Annotated in this window: 20 protein-coding genes and 1 pseudogene; 4 read left to right on the plus strand and 17 right to left on the minus strand. The window is 71.3% G+C overall.

Annotated elements, in window-relative coordinates:
• Positions 1-95 precede the first annotated feature (95 nt).
• The 3 genes from ACFFRH_RS38720 to ACFFRH_RS38730 all read right to left on the minus strand — a co-directional run bounded on the left by ACFFRH_RS38720 (position 96) and on the right by ACFFRH_RS38730 (position 3783).
• Positions 96-968: a YihY/virulence factor BrkB family protein gene (locus ACFFRH_RS38720; RefSeq protein ID WP_344749216.1), complete on the minus strand. Its 873-nt coding sequence runs from the start codon at positions 966-968 to the stop codon at positions 96-98.
• Between the two features lie 304 nt (positions 969-1272).
• Positions 1273-2277, minus strand: coding sequence for a tryptophan--tRNA ligase (gene trpS / locus ACFFRH_RS38725; protein ID WP_344749218.1), 1005 nt, complete (start codon positions 2275-2277; stop codon positions 1273-1275).
• Between the two features lie 192 nt (positions 2278-2469).
• Positions 2470-3783, minus strand: a complete 1314-nt coding sequence (locus tag ACFFRH_RS38730) for a hemolysin family protein (RefSeq protein ID WP_344749219.1) — start codon at positions 3781-3783, stop codon at positions 2470-2472.
• Between the two features lie 122 nt (positions 3784-3905).
• Between ACFFRH_RS38730 and galE the strand changes: the two genes are divergently transcribed.
• On the plus strand, positions 3906-4865 hold the full coding sequence (galE, locus tag ACFFRH_RS38735; RefSeq protein ID WP_344749220.1) for a UDP-glucose 4-epimerase GalE: 960 nt from the start codon (positions 3906-3908) through the stop codon (positions 4863-4865).
• A gap of 92 nt (positions 4866-4957) precedes the next feature.
• Here the strand turns inward: galE and ACFFRH_RS38740 are convergent, their stop codons facing one another.
• The 3 genes from ACFFRH_RS38740 to ACFFRH_RS38750 form a co-directional block, all read right to left on the minus strand.
• Complete coding sequence (locus tag ACFFRH_RS38740) at positions 4958-5797, minus strand: COG1361 family protein (RefSeq protein WP_344749221.1); 840 nt, start codon at positions 5795-5797, stop codon at positions 4958-4960.
• A 379-nt stretch (positions 5798-6176) separates the two neighbouring features.
• On the minus strand, positions 6177-7154 hold the full coding sequence (locus ACFFRH_RS38745) for a malate dehydrogenase (RefSeq protein WP_344749223.1): 978 nt from the start codon (positions 7152-7154) through the stop codon (positions 6177-6179).
• A 278-nt stretch (positions 7155-7432) separates the two neighbouring features.
• Positions 7433-9904, minus strand: coding sequence for a bifunctional serine/threonine-protein kinase/glutamate ABC transporter substrate-binding protein (locus tag ACFFRH_RS38750; RefSeq protein WP_344749239.1), 2472 nt, complete (start codon positions 9902-9904; stop codon positions 7433-7435).
• Positions 9905-10149: 245 nt separating this feature from the next.
• Here ACFFRH_RS38750 and ACFFRH_RS38755 point away from each other — a divergent pair, with 245 nt between their 5' ends.
• A complete protein-coding gene (locus ACFFRH_RS38755) occupies positions 10150-11730 on the plus strand; it encodes a sigma factor-like helix-turn-helix DNA-binding protein (protein ID WP_344749226.1) in 1581 nt (526 codons plus the stop codon).
• A 151-nt stretch (positions 11731-11881) separates the two neighbouring features.
• On the opposite strand, the gene ACFFRH_RS38760 is transcribed toward ACFFRH_RS38755, so the two are convergent.
• The 3 genes from ACFFRH_RS38760 to ACFFRH_RS38770 all read right to left on the minus strand — a co-directional run bounded on the left by ACFFRH_RS38760 (position 11882) and on the right by ACFFRH_RS38770 (position 14656).
• Entirely contained in the window at positions 11882-13096 is a 1215-nt protein-coding gene (locus ACFFRH_RS38760; protein ID WP_344749227.1) for an NADP-dependent isocitrate dehydrogenase, read from the minus strand.
• A gap of 116 nt (positions 13097-13212) precedes the next feature.
• Positions 13213-13500: a hypothetical protein gene (locus tag ACFFRH_RS38765; RefSeq protein WP_344749228.1), complete on the minus strand. Its 288-nt coding sequence runs from the start codon at positions 13498-13500 to the stop codon at positions 13213-13215.
• A 34-nt stretch (positions 13501-13534) separates the two neighbouring features.
• Positions 13535-14656, minus strand: a complete 1122-nt coding sequence (locus tag ACFFRH_RS38770) for a citrate/2-methylcitrate synthase (RefSeq protein WP_344749229.1) — start codon at positions 14654-14656, stop codon at positions 13535-13537.
• Between the two features lie 181 nt (positions 14657-14837).
• On the opposite strand from ACFFRH_RS38770, the gene ACFFRH_RS38775 reads away from it, so the two are divergent.
• A complete protein-coding gene (locus ACFFRH_RS38775; protein WP_344749230.1) occupies positions 14838-15494 on the plus strand; it encodes an FHA domain-containing protein in 657 nt (218 codons plus the stop codon).
• 84 nt (positions 15495-15578) lie between these two features.
• On the opposite strand, the gene ACFFRH_RS38780 is transcribed toward ACFFRH_RS38775, so the two are convergent.
• From ACFFRH_RS38780 to purN, 4 genes are all read right to left on the minus strand, one after another.
• Entirely contained in the window at positions 15579-16439 is an 861-nt protein-coding gene (locus ACFFRH_RS38780) for a bifunctional methylenetetrahydrofolate dehydrogenase/methenyltetrahydrofolate cyclohydrolase (protein ID WP_344749231.1), read from the minus strand.
• Between the two features lie 57 nt (positions 16440-16496).
• A complete protein-coding gene (locus ACFFRH_RS38785; protein ID WP_344749232.1) occupies positions 16497-16679 on the minus strand; it encodes a hypothetical protein in 183 nt (60 codons plus the stop codon).
• Between the two features lie 150 nt (positions 16680-16829).
• Positions 16830-18374, minus strand: coding sequence for a bifunctional phosphoribosylaminoimidazolecarboxamide formyltransferase/IMP cyclohydrolase (gene purH / locus ACFFRH_RS38790; protein WP_344749233.1), 1545 nt, complete (start codon positions 18372-18374; stop codon positions 16830-16832).
• A gap of 46 nt (positions 18375-18420) precedes the next feature.
• Complete coding sequence (gene purN, locus ACFFRH_RS38795) at positions 18421-19041, minus strand: phosphoribosylglycinamide formyltransferase (RefSeq protein WP_344749234.1); 621 nt, start codon at positions 19039-19041, stop codon at positions 18421-18423.
• Positions 19042-19120: 79 nt separating this feature from the next.
• On the opposite strand from purN, the gene ACFFRH_RS38800 reads away from it, so the two are divergent.
• Positions 19121-19531, plus strand: a complete 411-nt coding sequence (locus ACFFRH_RS38800) for a hypothetical protein (RefSeq protein ID WP_344749236.1) — start codon at positions 19121-19123, stop codon at positions 19529-19531.
• Positions 19532-19703: 172 nt separating this feature from the next.
• Here the strand turns inward: ACFFRH_RS38800 and ACFFRH_RS38805 are convergent, their stop codons facing one another.
• From ACFFRH_RS38805 to ACFFRH_RS38820, 4 genes and pseudogenes are all read right to left on the minus strand, one after another.
• Positions 19704-21107 (minus strand): hypothetical protein, encoded by a 1404-nt coding sequence (locus tag ACFFRH_RS38805; protein ID WP_386162513.1) that lies wholly within the window; start codon positions 21105-21107, stop codon positions 19704-19706.
• Entirely contained in the window at positions 21094-21612 is a 519-nt protein-coding gene (locus tag ACFFRH_RS38810; RefSeq protein ID WP_386162515.1) for a SigE family RNA polymerase sigma factor, read from the minus strand. The genes ACFFRH_RS38805 and ACFFRH_RS38810 overlap by 14 nt, the downstream gene beginning before the upstream one ends.
• Positions 21613-21936: 324 nt before the next feature.
• Positions 21937-23598 carry a cell division protein PerM gene (locus ACFFRH_RS38815; protein WP_386162518.1) on the minus strand — a complete coding sequence of 554 codons (1662 nt, stop codon included), beginning with the start codon at positions 23596-23598 and terminating at the stop codon, positions 21937-21939.
• 523 nt (positions 23599-24121) lie between these two features.
• A pseudogene (locus ACFFRH_RS38820) lies at positions 24122-24240 on the minus strand (succinate--CoA ligase subunit alpha); the annotation flags it as partial.

Genomic DNA, 24240 nt, shown 5'->3' on the forward strand with positions numbered 1-24240 from the left:
ATGCCGAGAGGAGATCTCGCGAGACGCCGGGCGGTGCAGAGCCAGGCGGTTCAAGGCCAGGCGGTTCAAGGCCAGGCGATGCGGAGTCGGGCGGTTCAGGCGCGGATGGCGGTCGCCGGGACCGGGGTGGGGTCGGGCGGGGGACCCAGGGAGGCGGTCGCGGTCCAGGCGGCGGCGTACATGATCACCCGGGCCGAGAAGTTGATCCAGACCAGCAGGCCGACCACCACGGCGAACACCCCGTAGACGGGGTTGTTCAGGGTGCCGGAGAGGATCAGCGCGGCGAGCTGCTTGAGCAGGGCGAAACCGGCCGCGCCGAGCAGGGCGCCGCGCAGCAGCACCCGCAACGGCTGCCTGGAGCGGCCCAGCCCGCGCAGGATGACCAGGAAGACGACGACGTCGGTGAGCACGCTGACCGCCAGCCCGGCCAGCCAGATCGTGACGGTGGCCACCGGCGACCCCGACAGGCCGAACCATCCGGCCACCACCCCGCTGGCCTGGGTGGCGAAACCGGCGACCAGCACCGACGCCACCGTCGTCGTGCCGATGGTCACGAGCGCGGCCAGGTCTCTCAGCTTGGCCAGGGCGAAGTTGAGCGGCGGCTCGGTCGTCATGGAGATCTCGCGCAGCGCGCCGCGCAGGGCGTCGATCGCGCCGAGCCCGGCGTAGAGGAGCCCGAGCAGGCCGATGATCCCGGCGCTGGTCCGGGATTCGGCGATCTGCTTGATCGGCAGCCTGTCGGCGAGGCCGGGCAGGTAGTGGTTGATCGCCGTCTGCAGGGTCACGATGGCGTCGGGCCTGACGGAGAGGAAGTAGCCGAAGACCGCGAAGGCGAGCGCGATGATCGGGAAGAACGACAGGAAGGCGAAGTAGCTGACCGCTCCCGCGAGCCGGTCGCCGGACTGGATCTGGTAGCGCTGGAAGGTCCTGACCAGGTGGTCGAACCAGTGCCATCTGATCCGGGCCACGCCGAGCGTCCTTCCGAGTCGCTCACGGGCCGCTTGGACACGTTCCAGCACGCTTTTCACGTGCGCCCCCTACCCAATCACCGGCGTCCCGATCGTGGAGGGCGGCGAAAAAGCAGCCGTGCGTACACGGAGGACCACGGAGCGGACGGCAGGCGGCCGGAGTTCGTACCGCGCAGAATCCTCCCGCCGTACGGAAACGGCCTCTCCGGCCGTATCGGAGGTCGTACGGGAGGTCGTACGGGAAAGCATCCGGAAAAGCGTCACGGCCCGGGCGGGAACCCCGTCCGGGCCGTGCGAAGGAGGATCACGGAGTGGGCAGGAACCCCACCCGGTCGCGCACCCTGGCCATCGTCTCGGCGGCCACCGCGCGGGCCCGGGTGGCCCCGACGGCGAGCATCCGGTCGAGCTCGGCCTCGTCGGCGAGCAGCTTCTCGGTGCGCTCGCGGATCGGGGTGAAGGTGTCGACCACGAGCTCGGCCACGTCCTTCTTGAACGTGCCGTACCCCTGCCCGGCGTAGCGGGTCTCCAGCTCGGGGATCGGGACGCCGCTCAGCGCGGACTGGATGCGCAGCAGGTTGGTGACGCCGGGCTTGTTCTCGTCGTCGGCGAGGACCTCGGAGCCGGTGTCGGTGACCGCGCGCATGATCTTCTTGCGGAGCGACCCCGGCTGCTCCAGCAGGTCCAGGATCCCGGTGGGCGAGGAGGACGACTTCGACATCTTCGCCGTGGGCTCCTGGAGGTCGGTGATCTTCTCGACCCCCTTGACGATGTGCGGCTCAGGCAGCGTGAAGGTCTCGCCGAAGCGGTGGTTGAAGCGCTGCGCGAGGTCGCGGGTGAGCTCCAGGTGCTGCTTCTGGTCCGCGCCGACCGGCACCCGGTTGGCCTGGTAGAGCAGGATGTCGGCCGCCTGCAGGATCGGGTAGGTGAACAGCCCGACACTCGCCGAGCTCTCGCCGGCCTTGGCCGCCTTGTCCTTGAACTGGGTCATCCGCCCGGCCTCGCCCATGCCGGTGAGGCAGATCAGCACCCAGGCCAGCTCGGTGTGCTCACGGACGTGGCTCTGCACGAAGACCGTGGAACGCTCGGGGTCGAGACCCGCGGCGAAGAGCTGGGCCGCGGCGACCCTGGAGCGCCTGCGCAGCACGTCCGGCTGGTAGTCCACCGTGATCGCGTGCAGGTCGACGACGCAGTAGAAGGCGTCGTAGCCCTCCTGCATGGCGACGTACTGCCTGATGGCGCCGAGGTAGTTTCCCAGGTGGAAGGAGTCTGCGGTGGGCTGGATTCCCGACAGGACACGAGGACTGGCCATAACAGCCAATTCTGTCAGCTGCCGGGAGTGGTTGGCCCGCCGATCACGGCACTCCGGTCGCGGCGCCCCGCTCACAGTGCCCCGCTCACGAGCCGTTCGTGGCGTCCCGCTCACGCGAAACGCTCCCCACAGCCGCCCCGTCAGCCGCTCCCGTCAGCCGCTCCCGTCAACTGCCCCTGTTCGGCCGCTCTGTCAGCTGTCGGGGGCGGGCGGCGCCTCCGGGCGCGACGCGCTCCGTTTGATCCTCACCCGGGCGACCCTGCGCCCGTCCATGTCGGTGACCGTCAGGTCGAAACCCGGGATCTCCACCCGCTCCCCCAGCGCGGGCAGGTGGCCGAGCGCCCACATGACGAACCCGCCGAGGGTCTCGTATGGGCCGTCGGCCAGGCGGACCCCGCTCTCGGTCGCCACCTCGTCGAGGTTGGCCAGCCCGTCGAGCTCGACCTCCCCGGCGGGCAGCGCGACGTGCTCGTCCGCCACGTCGTGCTCGTCGCGGATGTCGCCGATCAGCTCCTCGACGAGGTCCTCCAGGGTGACGATGCCGGCCGTGCCGCCGTACTCGTCGACCACGATCGCCAGGTGGTGTCCCTCCTTGCGCATCTCCGACAGCGTGGCCATCAGCCGCTTGCTGGTGGGGACCAGCTTGACCGGGCGGATCGGCACCAGTTCGCTGATCGGCTCGATGGACCCGGTCAGCACCGGATCGAGCAGGTCACGGATGTGGACGAAGCCCACGATGTCATCGTAGGAGTCGCGGTAGACGGGGAAGCGGGAGTGCGGCATGGCGGCGGCCAGGACCGCCGCCTCGGCCAGCCGCGTGTCGGCGGACATGAACTCCACCTCGGTACGAGGCAGCATCACCTCGCGGAGCTGCCGCTTGCCCGCCGCGAACACCTCCCCGATCAGGTGCCGCTCGTCGGCGGTGAGCTCCTGGTGGCCCACCACCATGTCGCGCAGCTCCTCGGTGGAGATCTCCTCGCGGTCGGCGTCGGGGTTGCCGCCGAGCAGCTTGACCACGCCGTCGGTGGACTTGGACAGCGCCCAGATGATCGGCCGCGACAGCGCGGCCATCCGGTCGAGGAACGGCGCGACCAGCAGGGAGATCCCCTCGGCGCGCTGCCTGGCGATCCGTTTGGGGGCCAGCTCGCCGAGGACCAGCGAGGCGTACGAGATCGCCAGCGTCACCAGCACCAGGGAGAGCGGTGCCGTCACGGCCTCCGGTACGCCCCAGCCGGTCACCACGGGGATGAGGTCCTTGGCGAGGGTGTCGGCGCCGAAGGCCGCCGAGAGCATGGTCGCCACCGTGACGCCGATCTGCACCGCGGACAGGAAACGGTTGGGGTCGCGGGCGAGCTTGGCGGCCCTCGCCCCCCTGCGGCCCTGAGTGCCGAGCCGTCTGACCTGGCTCTCCCTGAGGGAGACCATGGCCATCTCCGCCGCGGCGAAGAATCCCCCGATCAGTACGAAGAGCATGACCAGGGCGATGTTCGCCAGGACGCTGTTCACGAGATCGTCTCCGTCATGGCGGTCGCCCGTTCCGGCGGTGGCCGATATTTGATGTGCCAGCATATGCTGGCGATAGACTTACAAAAGTAAACAAGTACAAACATCATCAAACAGGAGGCTCCGTGAAGCTGCTCGTCACCGGAGGTGCCGGATACATCGGCGGGGTCGTGGCGGCGCAACTCGTCGAGGCGGGTCACGAGGTCACCGTGCTGGACGACCTCTCCACCGGCCACGCCGACGCGGTGCCGCCGGGTGCCCGCTTCGTCGAGGGGTCGATCACCGACGCCGCCGGACTGCTGCCCGGCACCGACGCCGTGCTCCACTTCGCGGCGAAGTCCCTGGTCGGCGAGTCCGTGGAGCGGCCGGGCCTCTACTGGGCGCACAACCTCGGCGGCACCCTGGCCCTGCTCGACGCCATGCGGGGCGCCGGGGTGGGGCGGATCGTCTTCTCCTCCACCGCCGCGACGTACGGCGAGCCGGAGCGCTCCCCGATCGAGGAGACCGACCCGACCCGGCCGACCAACCCCTACGGCGCGTCCAAGCTCGCCGTCGACACCGCGCTGAGCGCGTTCGCCGGGCTGTACGGCCTCGCCGCGGTGAGCCTGCGCTACTTCAACGTGGGCGGCGCCCACACCGCCGGAGACGGCAGGGTCTACCGCGAACGTCACACCGTGGAGACCCACCTGATCCCTAACATCCTCGCCGTCGCGCTCGGCGGGCGCGAGTCGGTCAGCGTGTTCGGCACGGACTACCCCACTCCCGACGGCACATGCGTGCGCGACTACATCCACGTGGCCGACCTCGCCAGGGCCCACCTGCTGGCGCTGGACGCCTGCTCGCCGGGCGAACACAAGATCTACAACCTGGGCAACGGGACGGGCTTCTCGGTGCAGGAGGTGCTGTCGGTCTGCCGCGAGGTGACCGGCCACGAGATCCCCGCGGTCGTGCGCGAGCGCCGCGCCGGAGACCCGGCCGTGCTGGTGGCCTCGTCGGAGAAAATCCAGCGCGAGCTCGGCTGGAAGCCCGAGCACCCGTCGGTCCGCGACGTCGTCGCCGACGCCTGGGCCGCCCTGCTCGGCTGACACCACCCCACCCCACTCCGCCGCCCCGGCCGCGCCACCGGTCTCGGAAACGTACGACCGGGGCCGGGCACGGACCGGCCGACCGGCCGCGCCTACCCCAGGCTGAAGCGGGCCGTGTTGTTGGCCGGGCGGCGGTCGCCCAGCCGGAGGGAGTAGACGGTCGCCTCGGCCCGTGGCGCGCGCGCGCGGGCCACGAAGGCGAGCATGAAGCTCACCCGCCGGCCCGCGCCGACCGTACGGAGCCTGCATCCGACGTAGGCGGGGTGGGAGTCGCACCGCGCGCCCCTCGCCGACATGAGGCGCGCCCCGCCGGTGTCGAAGAGGACCCCGGCGTCGTGGACGCGCCGCGGCCCGCGGTTGCGCACCACGGCGGCCACGGTGACCAGGCGGCCCGCGCGCCTCGCCCGCGACAGCCTGACGGCCAGGTCCGTCCCCTCGTCCACCTCGGTCAGCGTCTCGGAGAAGTTGTCCGTCTCGTCGTCGTCCACGACCTCGGAGGAGAGCGTGGCGCTCGCCCTCAGCGGGCCCCGCGCGCCGGACCTCACCATCCCGGTGATCGTCACCCCGCCGGTCTGCCCGGCCAGGACGTCCGTCGGCGAGGAACAGACCACCTGTCCGGCCACGGCGCCGGGAAGGCACTCGGCGACGTTGACGCCGACCACCACCACCTGCTCCGGCACCCGTACGGTGAGCAGCGGAAGCACCGCGTCGCCTGGACCGTCGTTGCGCACCTCGGCCCGGTAGGTCAGCGGCTGTCCGGGCTGCGCGCGCTTCGGGGAGGCCGTCAGCCGCACCGACAGGTCGGCGCCGCCCCAGCCGTCGTCCTCCGGTGAGGCGAACGCCCCGCGGGGTGTCGCCACGAGGGCGAGACAGATCACCCCGGCGACGATCCGCACCGCGGCGTGCTCCCTGAACAGCGATCCCCCGACCACAAGTGATCATTGAACGCCGGGTCGCGCCGCCCCGCGACGATCGACACGCCGCCTTTTCCTCCGCCGCCCGCGCGACGAAAGGGCCGGGGAAGCGCGAAAGGCCGGGAACGCGAAGGGACCCGGGGAGCGCGAGGGGCCGGGAACGCGAAGGGACCCGGGAGCGTGAGCGTCCGGGAACGTGAGAAGCCCGGAGCGCGAACGGGCCCGGCACCCGCCAAGCCCGGGAACGCGAACGGGACCCCGGCGTGCCGGGGTCCCGTTCGCGTGGCGACTCAGATCAGAGGGGCTCAGATCAGGATCAGATCACCGGATCAGGGTTCAGATCAGAGGGGGCTCAGATCAAGACGAGTCAGATCAGCGTCATGCGGCTCAGGACGGCTCAGATCAGGCCGAGCTCGCGCACCGCGGAACGCTCCTCCTCCAGCTCGCGCACCGTGGCGTCGATGCGCTCGCGGGAGAAGGCGTCGATCTCCAGGCCCTGGATGATCTCCCACTTGCCGTCGCGCGAGGTGACGGGGAAGGACGAGATGAGCCCCTCCGGCACGCCGTACGAACCGTCGGAGGGGATCGCGGCCGAGGTCCAGGCGGTGCCGTTGACCCAGTCGAAGACGTGGTCGATCGCCGCGTTGGCGGCGGAGGCGGCCGAGGACGCGCCCCGGGCCTCGATGATCGCGGCGCCGCGCTTGGCGACGGTGGGGATGAAGGTGTCGCGCAGCCAGGCCTCGTCGACCAGCTCGGCGGCGATCTTGCCGCCGACCTCGGCGTGGAAGAGGTCGGGGTACTGGGTGGCGGAGTGGTTGCCCCAGATGGTCATCTTCTTGATCTCGGTGACCGGGACCCCGAGCTTGGCGGCGAGCTGGGACAGCGCGCGGTTGTGGTCGAGGCGGGTCATCGCGGTGAAGCGCTCGGCCGGGACGTCCGGGGCGTGCTGCTGGGCGATGAGCGCGTTGGTGTTGGCCGGGTTGCCGACCGCCAGCACGCGGATGTCGTCGGCCGCGTGGTCGTTGATCGCCTTGCCCTGCGGGCCGAAGATGCCGCCGTTGGCCTGGAGGAGGTCGCCGCGCTCCATGCCCTTGCCACGGGGACGGGCACCGACCAGCAGCGCGACGTTGGCGCCGTCGAACGCCACGTTCGGGTCGTCGGTGATCTCGATGCCGCTCAGCAGCGGGAACGCGCAGTCGTCGAGCTCCATCGCGGTGCCCTCGGCGGCCTTCACGGCCTGCGGGATCTCCAGGAGGCTCAGCGTGACCGGGACGTCGGCGCCCAGCAACTGGCCCGAGGCGATGCGGAAAAGCAGCGCGTAGCCGATCTGACCGGCGGCGCCGGTGACGGTGACCTTTACGGGAGTCTGGGCCATGACCTTCCCCCACTCGAAGGATGAATTGTGACGCTCGGATGCTACCCGTCCACGGTGGACGGCCGTCCGGCGAGTGCCCCGATCCGCGCGCCGGGCGGCGGGACCTGCTCGGCGAGCGCGACGGGCACCCCGCGACGGCGAGGCGCGACCCGCACCGCGGACTCCTGGAAGAGGCTCTACGGAGACCCTGCGGAGGCTTCGGGGAGGTCCCCCGCGGGAGCCCCGGCACGGCTGGGCGGAGACCCCCGGCAGGAGTCCCGGCACGGGGTGACGAACTACTAGGTGCAGGCGGCCATGGTGGGGGCGTTGTTCTCCCGCCCGGGGAACTCGACCCTGGAGAAGTGCTTGTCGAGCAGCGTGCGGATCGTGCCGCTCCGGTAGAGGTCGGCGATCGCCCCCTTGACGGCCTCGCAGGTGCGTACGTCGCCCCTCTTGAGCGCCACCGCGTAACGCTCGTCGGTGAGCTTCAGGCCGAGCAGCCTGTAGCGGACGCTCTCCCGGTTGGCGAAACCGGCCAGCAGCAGGTCGTCGCCGGGGATCGCGTCGACCTCGCCCGCCTGCAGTTTGTTGACGCACTCGGAGTATGTCTGGGCGGCGACCATCGTGAGCGGCTTGACCTCGCCCTGCAGGACGGCCACGGCCGCGCTGAAGGCCGGCTCGCACATCCGGCTGCCCTCCAGGCCCGTCAGGCCCGTGATCGGTGAGCCGTCCTTGACGAGGGCGTCGACGTGGGCGAGGTAGTACGGTCCGGCGAAGGTGACGTCGTCCGTGTCGTTGATCGAGTATGTCGCCAGGACCAGGTCGATCTCGCCGTCCGCCAGCAGTTTCGGCCGGTCGGGGCGGGCGGTGGCCCGGAAGGTGACGCCACTCTCCGGCACCCCCAGCGCCTTCGCGATCTCCAGGGCGAGGTCGATCTCGAAGCCGCTCCACCTGCTCTGGTTCCGCAGCGCGATACCGGGCAGGAAGTCGCGCACACCGACGACGAGCTTGCCCGTTTTGGCGGCCTTGTCGGCCACAGAGGTGAAGGCGGTGGGGACGGGTTCCTCCGGCCCCTCCTTCGGGGTGGCGGCAGGCCACCAGCGGAGCGCGGCGGCCCCTCCGGCGACCAGCAGCAGCACGGCCACGGCGGCGGCGATCCAGCGCCCCCTGCTCGGGCGCCGCGGCGTCTCCTGGGCCCCGACGAGGGTCGCGGACGCCTGCCAGCTGGGCGGGGGCACCTCGCCCCCGTGCTCGGCGTACCCCGTGCCGTCGCCGTACCCGGGGGGCGGGGGGTGGTTCCAGTAGTCCGGGGACGACGGGTGGTCGCGATACACCGGTGAGTGGCGATCCGGAGAAGGGGGATCCGAGGGATGCCACTGCGGGGAGCGACGGTCCGAGGGGGGTGACTCGGGGGAGCGCTGGTCCGGGAAGCGGTGGTCGGGGAAGGACGGGTGCTCCGTGGGCGTGGGAGCGGGGATGGGGGCCGGGGTGTGCGACGGCCCGCCGTGGGCGGCGGGCGCGCGGCGATCGCCCTGGCCCGGCCCGGTCTGGCCGCCCGGTCCCTGGCGCACCCCCTGGCCGCTCTGACCACCCTGACCACCCTGACCGACCTGGCCGCCCTGACTGCTCTGGCCACCTTGACTGCCCTGGTGGCCGATCTGATCGCCCTGACCGATCTGGTCGCCCTGATCGCCGTACCCGGGGTGGGGGCGCTGGTCGTGGACGGGCTGCCGGGCCCGGAACCCCGTGGACGGGAGAGGCGGGTCGCCCGGGACGCCGCCCGTCCTGGGCTTCGGCGTGCGCATGGGGCTGGTGGCGTCGTGGTCACGGCCCTGATCGCCGTCGTCGGCGTACTCGCGCTCCCGGCCCTGCTCACCGGATCGGGGTTCGTCGCGGGACGGCTCGGGGACGGCGACCTTGGCGCCCTGGGTGAGGATCGCGGGCGAGGCGTTCACCGTCTCGGGGTGGCCGAGCAGCCTGAGCAGGAGCTGGTCGGCCGAGGGGCGCGTGGCGGGTGACTTGGACAGCGCCGCGCCGACCACGCCGCGCAACGGCTCCGGCAGCGTACCGAGGTCGACCTCGTGGTTGAGGATGCGGTTGAGCACCACGGCGATCGAGCCACCGGCGAAGGTCGTCTCGCCGGTCGCGGCGAACGCGATGGTCGCCCCCCAGGCGAAGACGTCGGTGTGCGGCCCGACGTCGGCGCCGGAGATCTGCTCCGGCGCCATGTACGCGGGGGTGCCGATGGCCCGGCTGGTGATCGTGCCGGTGGAGTCGAGGATGCGGGCGATGCCGAAGTCGACGACCCTCGGGCCGTCGGCGGCGATGAGCACGTTGTCCGGCTTGAAGTCGCGGTGCACGATCGAGGCGTGGTGGATCGCGGTGAGCGCGGTGGCCGTGCCGATCGCCAGCCGCTGCAGCGGGGAGCCCTTGAGGGGGCCGTCGGTCTCCACGACCTCGCGCAGCGACCTGCCCTCGATGTACTCGCTCGCGATGTAGGGGGTGTCGCCTTCGAGGTCGGCGTCCATCACGCCCGCCGTGCAGAACGAGGCGACCCGCTGGGCCGCCCTCGCCTCCCTGGCGAACCGGGACCTGGCGATGGTGTCGCCGGAGAACTTCACGTGCAGCAGCTTGATCGCCGCCCGCTCCCCCGCGTCGTTGATCCCCAGGTAGACGATGCCCTGCCCGCCCTCACCGATCCGCCCGACGACACGGAACGGCCCGAGCCGGCGCGGTTCTCCCGCTTCCAGTGGCACGATCTCCGGCATCATCGTCCCCACGGTCTCGTAATCTTCGACGTGGCAAACTTTACGGCGCCATGACCCGCCCTCTCCCCCTGTTATCCCGACGTGACCTCACATTTCCCCCGACGACACCCCGCCTTACGCCCATGTCACGATAAAAAACGACAGACGCCATCACCCCCCAATCTCCGACATTCACCCCAATCTGGCGCTCCAGCCGCTTAGATCGCTACCGTTGTACGTCCCTCAGGCAAGCCGGAGCAAAAACTTCCATGCGCCGATACATCGGTTATCGCGAGTTCGTGCAGCGCGATCAGCGTTCCCTCGTCGGCACCGCCCTTCTCCTCACCGGCAGCCACGAGCAGGCCATCCGCCTCACCCTGCGTTCCTTCCACACCGTCGCCCTCTCCTGGCCACCACCGCTGTGGGAGAACCCCACCACGCACGCCCAGATCGCGCTCTACCGCCGCTTCCTCCAGCGGCCGAGCGCCGCCGGGGCGACGGCCCTGGTGCGGATCCCGCCCCGGCAGCGGCTCCTCGTGGTCGCCTGCCTGCACGACGGCAGGTCCCGCGCGGAGATGGCCTCCCTTCTCGGGCTCTCCGAGGAGACGGTGAAGTCGGAGATCGCCGAGGCGGTCGACACCCTCACCAAGGGCAGCGAGAGCCGTCTGATCACCAGGATGGCCACGGCCGCGGGTGAGGCCTCCGTCCCCGACCTCACCGCCCGTTCCATGCGTACGATCAGGCGGCGTCGCGCCAGGGGAGCCCTCCTCGCCGTGACGGCGGTGCTCGTTCCGGTCGGCCTGGTCGCCGCCTTCACCGTGTTCCAGCAGGGTGAGGTGTGGAACTCGGCGCTGGGCGAGCGCAGCCGTCCGCACGCGGCGCAGGCCCAGGAGCCCGTACGAGCGGTCTCCAGCCCGGAGCCGGACGGTTCGGGGCCGGGCGGCGGGGAACCCGGCGCCGTCCCGGCACCGTGGCGGGCCCCGCGGACCTCCTCGGTGATCCGCTACGCGGTCCCCGGGCCGTGCCCCGACGCCCCCGTCGGAACACCTCCCTCGCGCGCCGGAGACGTCACCTGCGCGGGCTGGACGCTGACGATGGCCTCCGGCGGCCCCGAGAGCCCCGCTCCCGGCCCCGCGGAGTGCGAGGGCCGGAAACCCTGCGAGGCGACACTGAGCGTCCCCGACGCCGCCCAGCGCCTCGCGCACGGTGACGAGGAGGAGCGCCCGCGCCTCGCCCCCGCCATCAGCCGCGACGGACGCCGCATCGCCTACCTGAGCGCGGCGGAGCGCCGTTACGTGGCCCACGACCTCGGCAGTGGCGTGAAGCGCTACCTGTCACCGGTCCTCGTCGCCGCCGACACCGAGAACGGCACCCGGGTGAGCGTCTCCCCCAGCGGCCGCCACTTCACCGTCACCCTCGGCGAGCGAGGGCTGCGGACCGACTTCACCACCGGCGCCTCGACATCTGTGCCCGCAGGACAGATGCCTCCGGCGCAGCGGATCGCGGACTGGCTCCGGGAGAGGTACGGGACCTGGGCCGACTCCCCCGGCGGGAGACACTCCGCCGCGATCGCCGCCGGGAAGGGCGAGGAGCTCCACAGCCTCCACGTCATCGACGCCACCTCACGAGAGGTCTTCAAGCGGCTCCCGCTCCCCGAGACGAAGCGGCCCGCCAAGGCCGAGGTCGTGAGCTGGCTGAACAACCGCGAGGTGGTCGTGCGGATGAACGCCAGGGCCGGGGGCGGCCTCCTCGGCTTCTACCGGGTGGACGCCGTCACCGGGCGGTCGCACCGAGTGCCCGGCCTCCCGGCGGACGCCCCGCTCGTCCTGGGAGCCGTCACGGCGCCGTGACCGGCCGCCCGGCGCCGCGCGGGAAGAGGCCGTACGGGACGGGAAAAGAACGGGAAAAGGGAGAAGGGCCGCCCTGGGGCGGCCCTTTCCCGTGGGGGGCGGCGCGGACCGGCTGCCGGTCCGGTGCCGTCGGACACCGGTGAGGCGCCGGTCAGCCCACCTTCTTCTTCAGGTTCTCGTCCAGGGCCGCCAGGAAGTCCTGGGTGGTCAGCCACTTGGCGTCGCCGCCGACCAGCAGGGCGAGGTCCTTGGTCATCTGACCGCCCTCGACGGTCTCGACGCAGACCTGCTCCAGCTTCTCGGCGAAGTCGATCAGCGCGGGGTTGTTGTCGAGCTTGCCGCGGTGCTGCAGGCCCCGGGTCCACGCGAAGATCGAGGCGATCGGGTTCGTGGAGGTGGGGTTGCCCTTCTGGTGCTCACGGTAGTGGCGGGTCACCGTGCCGTGGGCGGCCTCGGCCTCGACGGTCCGGCCGTCGGGGGTGAGCAGGACCGAGGTCATCAGGCCGAGCGAGCCGAAGCCCTGCGCGACGGTGTCGGACTGGACGTCGCCGTCGTAGTTCTTGGCGGCCCAGACGTATCCGCCCTCCCACTTGAGCGCCGCGGCGACCATGTCGTCGATGAGGCGGTGCTCGTAGGTGATCCCGGCGGCTTCGAAGTCGGCCTTGAACTCGGTCTCGAAGACCTCGGCGAAGATGTCCTTGAAGCGGCCGTCGTAGACCTTCATGATCGTGTTCTTCGTGGAGAGGTAGACCGGGTAGCCGCGCGACAGGCCGTACCGCATGGAGGAGCGGGCGAAGTCGCGGATCGACTCGTCCAGGTTGTACATCGCCATCGCGACGCCGGGGCCGGGGAAGTCGTAGACGTCGAGCTCGATCGGCTCCGAGCCGTCCTTGGGGGTGTAGGTGAGGGTGAGGCTGCCCTCGCCGGGGATCTTCAGGTCGGTGGCGCGGTACTGGTCGCCGAACGCGTGACGGCCGATGATGATCGGCTTGGTCCAGCCGGGGACGAGCCTCGGCACGTTGGACATGATGATCGGCTCACGGAAGATGACGCCGCCGAGGATGTTACGGATGGTCCCGTTCGGGGACTTCCACATCTTCTTGAGGCCGAACTCCTCCACCCGAGCCTCGTCAGGGGTGATCGTGGCGCACTTGACGCCGACTCCGTACTGCTTGATCGCGTTCGCGGCGTCGATCGTCACCTGGTCGTCGGTGGCGTCGCGGTGCTCGATCCCGAGGTCGTAGTACTTCAGGTCGACGTCGAGGTAGGGAAGGATCAGCTGGTCCTTGATGAACTGCCAGATGATCCGGGTCATCTCGTCGCCGTCAAGCTCGACGACGGGGCCCTCTACCTTGATCTTGGGCATGCGTGTGGTTCCCCTTCTGAACTAATTTGGCCAGACAGTCCTTTTTGAGGCTCACTGGCCGTTGAGGCTATCGGACGTGGTCGATCCCCTCGTGGCGCACCCGGTCATCCGACCCGTCACATGGGTATGTGGTCCTTGAACTCAAGGATGATCCCGGCCACCGCCAGCATCAGGCCGAGTCCGCCCAGCGTGACGACGTCGGTGGCCTTGCGGCGGATGGCGAGCCGCCCGCCCCCGAACAGCCGGGCGAGCGCGCCCAGCGTCATGACGGTGCCCATGGCGATCCCGCCCCAGTAGGGCATGCCCAGCAACACGGCGAGGACCAGCGCGACGAGCGCTCCGCCCACCACCAGGGGGTAGGCCCCCCAACGTTCCCTGTTCGCCTCGACCGCTCGCGCGTTCACCGGCCCACCACCCGCTCTCGCCCCTGACGTCGGCTCATCGCTCGGAGATCGGCTTCCACTTCTGGTCGCGCTCGCCGATGTACTCGCTGTCCGGGCGGATCAGCCGGTTGTCGGCGTGCTGCTCGATGACGTGTGCGGTCCATCCTGACATGCGGCTGACGGAGAAGACGGGAGTGAAAAGGTCCGTCGGGATGCCGAGATAGTGGTAGACGGTCGCCGCGTAGAAGTCGACGTTCGGGTAGAGGCCCTTCGTCTCGAAGACGACCTCCTCCATCTCCTTGGACATCCGGTAGTACGTGTCGTCGCCGGACGCCTCGCCGAGCTCCTGCGACATCTTGCGCAGGTGCGTGGCCCGCGGGTCCTCGGTCTTGTAGACGCGGTGCCCGAAGCCCATGATCTTCTCTCCGGCGGCGAGCCTGTCCCGTACGGACTGGGCCACCGAACCCGCGTCGAGCGACTCCAGGGTGCGCATGACCTGCTCGTTGGCGCCGCCGTGCAGCGGGCCCTTGAGGGTGCCGATGGCCGCCACGACCGCCGAGTGCATGTCGGACAGGGTCGCGGCGCAGACGCGGGCGGCGAACGTGGAGGCGTTCATCGTGTGGTCGGCGTGCAGGACCAGGCAGGCGTCGAAGATCTCGACCTCGCGCTCACCGGGGGTACGGCCGGTGATCTGGAGCAGGAAGTTCGCCGCCACGCTCAGCTCGGGGTCGGGATCGGGGACGGTGGCCCCGGTCCTGGCCGCGTGGTAGCGGGCGACGAGGATCGGCTGCTGCGCGGTCAACCTGGCGGCCTTGCGCAGGTTCGCCTCGGGGTCGTTGGTGTCCTTGTCCGGATCGTCGCCTCCGGCCAGCGAGACCAGCGTGCGCAGCGCCTCCATGGGGGCCTGCTTCTCCGCGATCTCCGGGATGTTGGCCTCGGCGAGCGTGCCGAGCGTGCGCCCTCGGACCAGTTCCTCACCGTACGTCGACAGTTGCTCCCGCGTGGGGAGGGTGCCGTACTGGAGCAGGTGGGCGGTCTCTTCGAAGGTGGTGCGGCCGGCCAGATCGTGGATGTCGTAGCCACGATAGAAGAGGCGACCGGCCTGACCGTCGATGTCACTGAGCGCTGTGGACGCGGCTACGACATCGGCGAGACCTTTGGTGGGCTTGTCCGCCATGAGTGTTTCCTCCGCTTATCTGTGTCCGAAGTCTACCTGTGAGCAGCGGAAACCCTCCCGAGAGGTACAGACCAATTTCACGCAGGATTCTCCTTCTGGCAAAGGCGATTCCCCATCACCTCGTTTGGGTAAGCCGGAGCTGTAGGAATAGTTACGGCGGGCTACCTGGGGAGGAACTGCCGTGGAGGGGCCGTTCATACGCATCGAGGACACAGGCGAGGTGGTCCCGTTGCGCCCCGAGATCACGACGATCGGACGCGGCCGAGGAGTGGACATCCGGCTCACCGATCCGAGTGTTTCCCGGCTGCACGCGGAATTCGTCCGACGCGGACCCTACCTGTACGTCGTTGACCTGGGCCTGTCCCGCAACGGCACGCGGGTCAACGGCCGGCCGATCGCCCGGAGGGTGCTTGACGACGGCGACGTGGTGTCCTTCGGCGCGGCACGAGGCAGGATCGGCGGAGTGCCACGCGAGGACTTCGCCCCGGAGGTCGAGCTCCGCCGCGCCGCGGCACCGGAGCTGACCAGGCGGGAGGTTGATGTCCTGACGTCGCTGTGCCGTCCGGCGCTGTCGGACGAGGCGTTCGTCGCACCGGCCACGGCCAGGGAGATAGCCGACGATCTGGTGGTGACGGAGGCGGCTGTCAAGCAGCACCTCCTGCGCCTCTACCAGAAGTTCCGCATCCCCGAGGGGACCAACCGGCGCACCAGGCTGGCGAACGAGGTCGTCGCCCTGGGGCTGGTCAGACCCACCCCCGTGGTGCCACCGCAGCGCGCGGCCGGTTCCCCGGAGCCGCAGACGGCGTCGTCCACCACCGCGAACCGCAGGGCCTCGTAGCGACTTCGCAGGGGCTTCGCGGAGAACCGCGGGCCCCGCGAGCGGGATCGGCCCTGTTCGAGCCGCGGGCCCCCGCGAGCGGGATCAGCCCTGTTCGCGGGCGCGCCTCTCGGCGGCCTCGACCACGTTGGTGAGCAGCATGGCCCGGGTCATCGGGCCCACGCCACCGGGGTTGGGGGTGAGGAAGCCCGCGACGTCCTCGACGCCCGGGGCCACGTCACCGGCGATCCTGCCGTCGACCCGGGAGACGCCGACGTCGAGCACGGCGGCGCCCGGCTTCACCATGTCCGCGGTGATCAGGTGCGGCACTCCGGCCGCGGCGACGACGATGTCGGCGCGCCGGGTGTGGGCCGCGAGGTCCTGGGTGCCGGTGTGGCAGAGGGTGACGGTGGCGTTCTCGGAGCGGCGGGTGAGCAGCAGGCCGAGCGAGCGGCCCACGGTGATGCCACGGCCGACCACGACGACCTCGGCTCCCTTGATGGGCACGCCGTACGCCTGCAGGAGCGTGACGATGCCGTACGGCGTGCAGGGCAGCGGCGCGTCGACCATGTGGACCAGGCGGCCCAGGTTGACCGGGTGGAGGCCGTCGGCGTCCTTCGCCGGGTCCATCCGCTCGATCAGCGCCTGCGTGTCGAGGTGGCGGGGCAGCGGGAGCTGGACGATGTAGCCGGTGCACTCGGCGGAGGCGTCGAGCTCGTCGACGACCGCCTCGACCTCGGCCTGGGTGGCGTTCTCCGGCAGGTCCCTGCGGATGGAGGAGATGCCGACCTCCGCGCAGTCGCGGTGCTTGCCCGCGACGTATATCTGGCTGCCGGGGTCACCGCCCACCAGGACGGTGCCGAGCCCGGGGACGACGCCCCGCTCCCTCAGCGCGGCCACCCGCGCCGTGAGGTCTGCCTTGATCTTCGCCGCCGTGGCCTTGCCGTCGAGAATCCGCGCGCTCATGCGGACAACCCTCTCACGGGACCGGCGGGAGCGGCGGGCCCCCCTGGATCGGCCGGATCAGCCGCGCTCCGCCTCTCTCGCTTCCCTTCGCTCGATGATCCTGCGGGTGAAGGGGATCCACTCCATGGCCCGCCCGCTGAGGTAGGCCGCGCCGAGCGCGATGATGATCATCATCCAGGGGCTGACCCAGAAACCATGCATGATCACAAAGGCGTACAGGGCGTGGTCGAGCAAGGCCATAAGGGATCTCCACCGCTGGGACGAAAGGGATGCTTCAGACTAACCGCAGGTCAAACCTTTTTCATCCAGGTAGTCCTGTCTAATCCGCCACTTTCTTATCTCCTGTGCGCGGCCGCCACAGCCGTACGGCGGCCGCACCCAGGGGAAGGGTCAGTGGAAGAAGTGACGGGTGCCGGTGAAGTAAAGGGTCACCCCGGCCGCCTCGGCCGCCGCGACGACCTCCTCGTCCCTGATCGAACCGCCCGGCTCCACGATCGCCCTCACTCCCGCGTCGATGAGGATCTGCGGGCCGTCGGCGAAGGGGAAGAACGCGTCGGAGGCCGCCGCGGCCCCTGAGGCGCGCTCGCCCGCCCGGGAGACCGCGAGCCGCGCCGAGTCGACCCGGTTGACCTGACCCATGCCGACGCCCACGCTCGCGCCGTCCGAGGCGAGCAGGATCGCGTTGGACTTCACCGAGCGGCACGCCTTCCAGGCGAAGGCGAGGTCGGCGAGGACCTCGGCGGAGGCGGCGGGCCCGGCCTTCAGCTCCCAGGTGGACGGGTCGTCGCCCGGGGCGTCGACCCGGTCGGCGGTCTGCACCAGCAGGCCGCCGTCGATCCTGCGGAACTCCGCCGGGTTGGACGGCCCGCCGAGGCAGGACAGCAGCCTGATGTTCTTCTTGGCGGTGAGCACCTCCAGCGCCTCCTCCGTGAAGGAGGGGGCCACCACGACCTCGGTGAACACGTCGGCGATCTGCCGGGCCAGCTCCCCGGTCACCTCCCCGTTGACCGCGATCACCCCGCCGTACGCCGAGACGGGGTCGCAGGCGTGCGCCTTGCGGTGCGCCTCGGCGACGTCGGCGCCGACCGCGATGCCGCACGGGTTCTGGTGCTTGATGATCGCCACGGCGGGCCCGTCGAAGTCCCAGGCGGCCCGCCAGGCGGCGTCGGCGTCGAGGTAGTTGTTGTAGGACATCTCCTTGCCGTGCAGCTGCTCGGCGTTGGCCAGCCCGTCCTTCTGCCCGGAGTACAGGGCGGCGCCCTGGTGCGGGTTCTCGCCGTAGCGCAGCGGCGACCGCAGCTCCCAGGCCGCGCCCATGTAACGCGGCCACGCGCCGTCCTCGGCGGCGTAGACGCTCGCGAACCAGGAGGCCACCGCGGTGTCGTACGAGGCGGTGTGGGCGTACGCGGCGGCGGCCAGGCGTCGGCGCTCGTCGAGGGTGAAGCCGCCCGCTGCGACCGCGGCGAGCACGTCACCGTAGGAGGCGGGGTCGACCACGACCGCGGCGGTGCCGTGGTTCTTGGCCCCGGCCCGGATCATGGCGGGGCCGCCGATGTCGATCTGCTCCACGCACTCGGCGTCGGAGGCGCCGGAGGCCACGGTCTCCTGGAACGGGTAGAGGTTGACCACCACCAGCTCGAACGGCTCGATCTCCAGCTCTTCCAGCTGCTTGGCGTGGGACGGGTTGCCGCTGTCGGCCAGCAGCCCGGCGTGCACGCGCGGGTGCAGAGTCTTGACCCGGCCGTCGAGGCACTCGGGGAAGCCGGTCAGCGACTCGACAGGAGTGACGGGGACGCCGAAGGAGGCGATCCTCGCGGCGGTGCCCCCGGTGGAGACGATCTCCACACCCGCGGCGTCGAGCCCGCGGGCCAGTTCCTCCAGCCCGCTCTTGTCATACACCGCGATCAACGCGCGCCGGATGGCGATGCGGGTCACTTCGTGCTCCTCCTGGTTGGTTCCGGTTTTCTCCGTGGCGCCCGGCTCATCCGCCGGGTCGTCCGAATCGGACGGTCCTGCCGGTGACGGTCCAGCCCTCGCGGGCCATCCGGCCAACGGTGTCGACGAGCAGGTGACGCTCGACGGTCTTGATGCGCTCGTGCAGGGCCGCCTCGTCGTCGCCGTCCAGCACGGGCACGGCCTCCTGGGCGATGATCGGCCCGGTGTCGACACCCGCGTCGGCGAGCATCACGGTGCAGCCGGTGACGCGCACGCCGTACGAGAGCGCGTCACGGACGCCGTGCGCGCCGGGGAAGGAGGGCAGCAGGGCTGGGTGGGTGTTGAGGACCGGGAAGGCCTCCAGCGTCGGCGCGCCGAGGATCTTCATGAACCCCGCGCAGACCACGAGATCCGGCCGGTACCCGGCGATGCGGGCGGCGAGACTCTCGTCCCACTCCTCGCGGGTGGGGTGGTCGGCCAGTCTCTCCACGAAGGTCGGCACCCCCGCGCGCTCGGCCCGGGCCAGCCCCTCGACGCCGAGGCGGTCGGCACCCACGGCCACGATCCGGGCACCGTAGGTTTCGTCTGCCACAGCGTCCAGCAGGGCCTGTAGGTTGGTTCCAGAACCGGACACGAGAACCACAAGCCGAACGGCCTGGGATGACACCGACGCACTCCATTCGGACGGGGACTCACGCCGCTGCAAGGGTATCGGCCTGTCCGTACGAACGATGCAAGGAGGTCAGGTGACACTACCGGTCGAGGTCCGGCCCGCCGAGAGCGCCGGTCGGAGGGCGCTGTGGCTCGCGGTCGCCGCGGTGGTGATGACGCTGGTGCTCCCCCTCGCGGGAATCGTCATGGCGATCTTCGCCCTCATCACCTCGATCCGTGCGATCAGGACGCTCCGCTCCATCCCCAAGCCCGCCGGCACCGCCGTGGTCGGCGTCGTGCTGTCGGCCGGGGCGTTGCTGATCTCGATCGCGGTGACGGCGCTGCAGTTCTACTTCGGTGACGAGCTCGCCGCCTACACCGAGTGCGGCAGGGGCGCGGGCACCATCGCGGCGCAGAACGAGTGCGTGGAGCAGCTCGAACGGGCCATGGAGCGGAAGATGCCCTTCCTGCAGCCGGGCCAGGTGCAGTTCCCCTTCCCGCCCTGACAGGCCCCTTCCGGCCCTGACCGGGCGGCGGGTGGCCGGTGATGACACCACCCGCGCTCGCGGGCCCCCCTCCTTGGTCGGTGCCCGTAAGACCTGCGGGCCGTAACTCCCGCAACCCGCGGGAGCCACGACCCGCGGGAGCCATGGCCGGTGGAGCTACGGCCCGCAGGGGCTATGGCCGGTAGGACGGGGGCGGGACGCGGATCTTCGCGGCGATCCTGTCCAGTTCGCCGGCGAGGGCGGGATCGACCTTGACGTGTACGGCGACCTCCGCGCTCTCGAAGAAGATCCCCCGGTGACCGTCCGGATCGGTGGTCCGTATGCCCATGAGCGGCGCTCCCGTGCGTGCGGACTCCCGCTTCTCGCCGCGCAGGAACTCGTCCACCCACTGACTGCTGTGCAGGACCGCGCCGCGTACCACGGTGACCTCGACGTCGCGCGCGCCGTCCGACCAGCGTCCGGCCTTCGCGCTCCAGCCCCTGCCGAGCCGCGTCGTCTCCCCGGCGACCCGTCGCAGGCCGGGAGGCAGGTAGGCGACGGCGACGTCGTCGACCGCGTCGCCGGAGGTGGACGGCGGCTCGATGGGGACGAGGCCCTTCACGATCCGGTCCAGTGTGGTCGCGAGGCCCTCGTTCACCTCCACGACGTATCCGAGACCGGGCCTCTCCAGCCACAGGCGCATCCGCGAGTACGAGGCGCCCTGGCCGCCCCCGTCGGCCCGGTACCCCGGTCTGCCCCGGACCTTCTCCGGGGTGGCGGTGTACAGGTTCTGACGGACCCTGGCCCAGGTGAGCAACGTCTCCGCGTCCGCGGCGCTCACCCCGCGCACCGCCAGGATCCGGATCGAGGCCCCGTCGTCCCCGCTCCATTCGATCTCGGTCCACCCGGTCGGGTCGACCGCGGTGGAGAGGTCCTTCAGGTGCAGGCCGGGGGGAACGTAGGTGACGCGCAGTCCCTGGAAGAGTCCGCCGGTCGGATCCCTGGGGACGAGACCGTCGGCGATCCTCCGCAGGGCGTCCCGGTGCCGGGCGCCCACCGTGACGCGCAGGACCAGGCCGGGCCACTCCTCCCAGACCAGGTCGTCCCCCTCGGCCCGGGTGAACGCCCCGCGTCCGCGCACCTTCGCGACGAGGGCTCCCGGCAGCGTCTCGGGCGTGCCCCTGACCCCGCCGAGCACCCGCTCGGCTCCTCCGATGTGGAAGGTCGCGTCCCGGTAGACCGTGACCCGGACGAGGTCGTCCCCCGTCCCCCAGGTCGCGCCGGTGCCGCGAAGACCTCCCGCGTCGGCTCTCTCCACCACGGGGGCGCCGAGACCCGCGGGCAGGTAACCGACCTTCACCCCGTCCACGCCCACCGCCTGGGTGGGGGAGGCGACGCCGCCGCGGTCCGTCACGACCAGGTAGCTGGGCACGGCCGCCGCCAGCACGGCCGCGGCGACCAGGGCCACCGCCGCCGTACGAGCCCTCCTGTCCCGTTTCGCGCCCTGTACGACCCGGTGGGCGAGGCCCGGTGGCACGCCGAGCGCGGAGGTCTCCTCGACCATGGCCAGCCGGAGTTCTTGCTCAACGTTCGGCATGGGGAAGCTCCTCCTCGTGAAGATCGGCGCCGATCAGGGCGCGCAGACGGGCCAGTCCCTTGGACGCCTGGCTCTTGACCGCCCCGATCGAGCATCGGAGGACCTCCGCGGTCTGGGCCTCGGTCAGGTCCTCGAAGAAACGCAGGACCAGTACGGCGCGCTGGTGGGGCGGCAGGCCCCGGAGACCGGTGATCAGGACCTGGCGAAGCTCGACCCCGGTCAGGGAGTCGGGCGCCGGGGTGTCCGGGGGCGAGTCGGTCAGGAAGATCCGCAGGATCGCGCGACGGCGGGCGCGGCTGATGGCGGTGTTGACGATGATGCGGCGCACGTAGGGTTCGGGGTCGCTTCCCGCGTGCAGGCGGCCCCAGCTGCGGTAGGCCTTCTCCAGCGCGCTCTGCAGGACGTCCTCGGCCTCGTCGCGGGACCCGCAGGTGAGGTGGGCGATCCTGAACAGGCTCGCTCCCCGCGCCGCCACGAACTCGGTGAACCCCTCGTGACCGCTCACGCGGCCGTCTTAGGTCTCATACCCGTCCATACGCCCGGCCCCGCGCGAAGGGTTTCCAGGCATGACCGGATTTCCGGCCACCGGGCCTCCAGCCACGATCTTGGACGGTCACGGTGCCGGTCGGTCACGGTCGGTTACGGCCCCGGGGGTCAGGGTCTTGGGATGTCAGGGTCTTGGGTCGTCACGGTCCCTGGAGGCCGCGGCCCCGAGGGGTCGCGGCCTCCGCCGGCCGCGTCCCGGGCGGCCACGGTCCCAGGTGACCTCAGCCTCAGGAGTCTCGGATGACCTCAGTCTCAGGTGTGGCGGAACGTGGATGCCCGCTTCTCAGTCGCGGTCCCAGGCGTAGGGGTCGACGTAGATGACGTGGCCGCCCTTGTCGTCGGTCTCGTCGACGATGTCGCGCCGGGGCGGGCGCGGCGGGTCGGGGCGGCGGGTCTTCTGCGGGTTCTCCGCGGCGGCCGAGGCGTGCTCGTCCTCCCAGTCGTCCCTGATGACCGGGATCGGCTGGGTGTCGCACTCCGTGGCGTCCAGCCAGTAGCCGGGGAGCTTCTGCAACTCCTCCGGCTCGGCGAAGCCGACCTTCCCGGCCGCCGAGGCCGCCGCCTTGGCGATCTTGACGCCCGCCTTGCGCACCGGGGCGGTGGCCGTGCCGACCTTGGCCGCCGCCTTGGTGACGGCGGTGCTGTGGCCGCGGAAGATCAGCCACCAGTTGGCCAGCCCGGCGGCGATCCCCGCCGCGACGCCCACCTCCAGGGTCACCGAGAGCATCACCTCCCACCCCGCCGGGCCCAGCGCGGACAGCCGCGCGCCGCCGAGCGAGCCGCCGGAGAGCGCCGCGAGCAGGCCCGCCGTCGCCCCGGTCGCCAGCCCGCAGACGAACCCCCACAGCGGCGCCCCCTCGTACGAGGAGGAGGGCGAGATCCGGACGACCAGGATGCCCGCCACGGCCCCGGCCACGAACGGCACCGCGATCACGATCATCACCCAGGCCGGGGTCGGGCCCGCCTCGGGCAGCGCGCCCAGGATCGGCAGGCTCGGCACCGTGCCCAGCTGCACGCCCGTCGGCGCGACCAGCGTGCCGGTGCCGACCGCGAAACCGGGACCCGCGATGTAGGCCAGCCCCCAGATGACGGCGTTGAGCAGGTAGAGCCCCTGGACCAGCAGGAGCAGCAGGCCGCCGACGAACCCCGGCGCCAGGATCCCGGACAGCTCCTGGACCTGCCCGAAGTTGACCACGACGGCCCCGAGCACCATGACGGCACCCGCCACGAGCATGATCGCCAGTGCGGCGGACGTCCCGGCCACGACCGAGCGCAGCCGCTCGGGCAGCAGGCGCAGCATCGACCGCCAGGGCCCGATCGTCCTCGCGACGGCCACGGAGCCCGCGATGAAGGCCAGTACCAGATGGCTGACCAGCACGTCGCCGAGGAAGGGCTGGGTGATCTCGTTCCTGGTGACCAGCGCGATCAGCCCGGCCAGCAGCGCGTACGGCGCCGCCAGCGAGATGCCCGCCTGCGCGATCAGGACCAGCTGCGCCCTGCGGCGGGCGTTGGACACCTCCTTCGGGGTGTTCTTGGGCAGCCGGGCGGGCAACCGGAGCCGCAGGTCCGCGTCGCGGGCCATCCACATCCCCGCGCGGTACAGCAGGAAGGCGGGCAGGACCGTGAGCCCGAGCGGGAGCAGCCCCACCGAGCCGCCGGGTATCGCGAAACCCGCGTGGTGCGCGGCCAGCCAGAGCTGCGACGCGGTGCGGAACACCGCGGGCAGGCCCGCGCCGAGCGCGCCGCGGGGAGCGGCGATCCAGCCGACCAGGGTGAGCGTGGTGAGCACCGCCAGCCCCACGCCGAGGGTCCACGCGGCGGCGAGCATCCCGGAGACGGGAAGCGGCCGGCGGACGTCATCGTCGTCACCCGTGAGGCCGGGCAGGGGGATACGGCTGAGGACGTTGCGGGGAGCCGTCCGTAGCTGATCGAAAAGGGCCGTCACAGTAGTCGATGGTCTCAGGATCTTCGGTGCGGAAGGGACTCCCGCGCCCGCGTGTCGCGCACCGCGTGACGGGAGCCCCCTGTGGTATCCGGGCGATGCCGGTACGGAAACCGCCCGCGACCCCTCCCTCGGGCAGGAACGTGCCGCTGTCGGAACGATCGGGCCACCAGGCGATCGGCGGCGCGGACCCGGCGAGCCCTCGCGACGGTGGGAGGCCCCGCCGGACCGCGCGTCGAGAACGCTTACGGGATCGCGCGTCGGGACTGTGTATCGGGACCGCGTACGGGGACCGCGTACGAGGCACGTACCGGGATCGCATGGCGAAAGGCGCCCGGCGGGGTGCCGGGCGCCCTTCGATGGTCCTCGACGCGGTGGGGGCGGGGCGCGGTCTGCCGAGCCCGCCACCGGACCGCGCGGCGCCATGCCGCGTTCCGCGCTCGCCCGAGGCCACGCCCCGGAGCACGCTCCAGGGGCGTGTGCCGCCGCGTTCGCCCACCCGGGGCCGTGGCCCCGGAGCCGTGCGCTAGAGCGACTCGACGACCTCGCGCATCAGGCGGGCGGTCTCGCTCGGGGTCCTGCCGACGCGGACGCCGACCTTCTCCAGGGCGTCCTTCTTGGCCTGGGCGGTGCCGGCCGAGCCGG

The organism is Streptosporangium vulgare, assembly GCF_042428775.1.
In the GTDB taxonomy this organism is placed as follows: Bacteria; Actinomycetota; Actinomycetes; order Streptosporangiales; family Streptosporangiaceae; genus Streptosporangium; species Streptosporangium vulgare.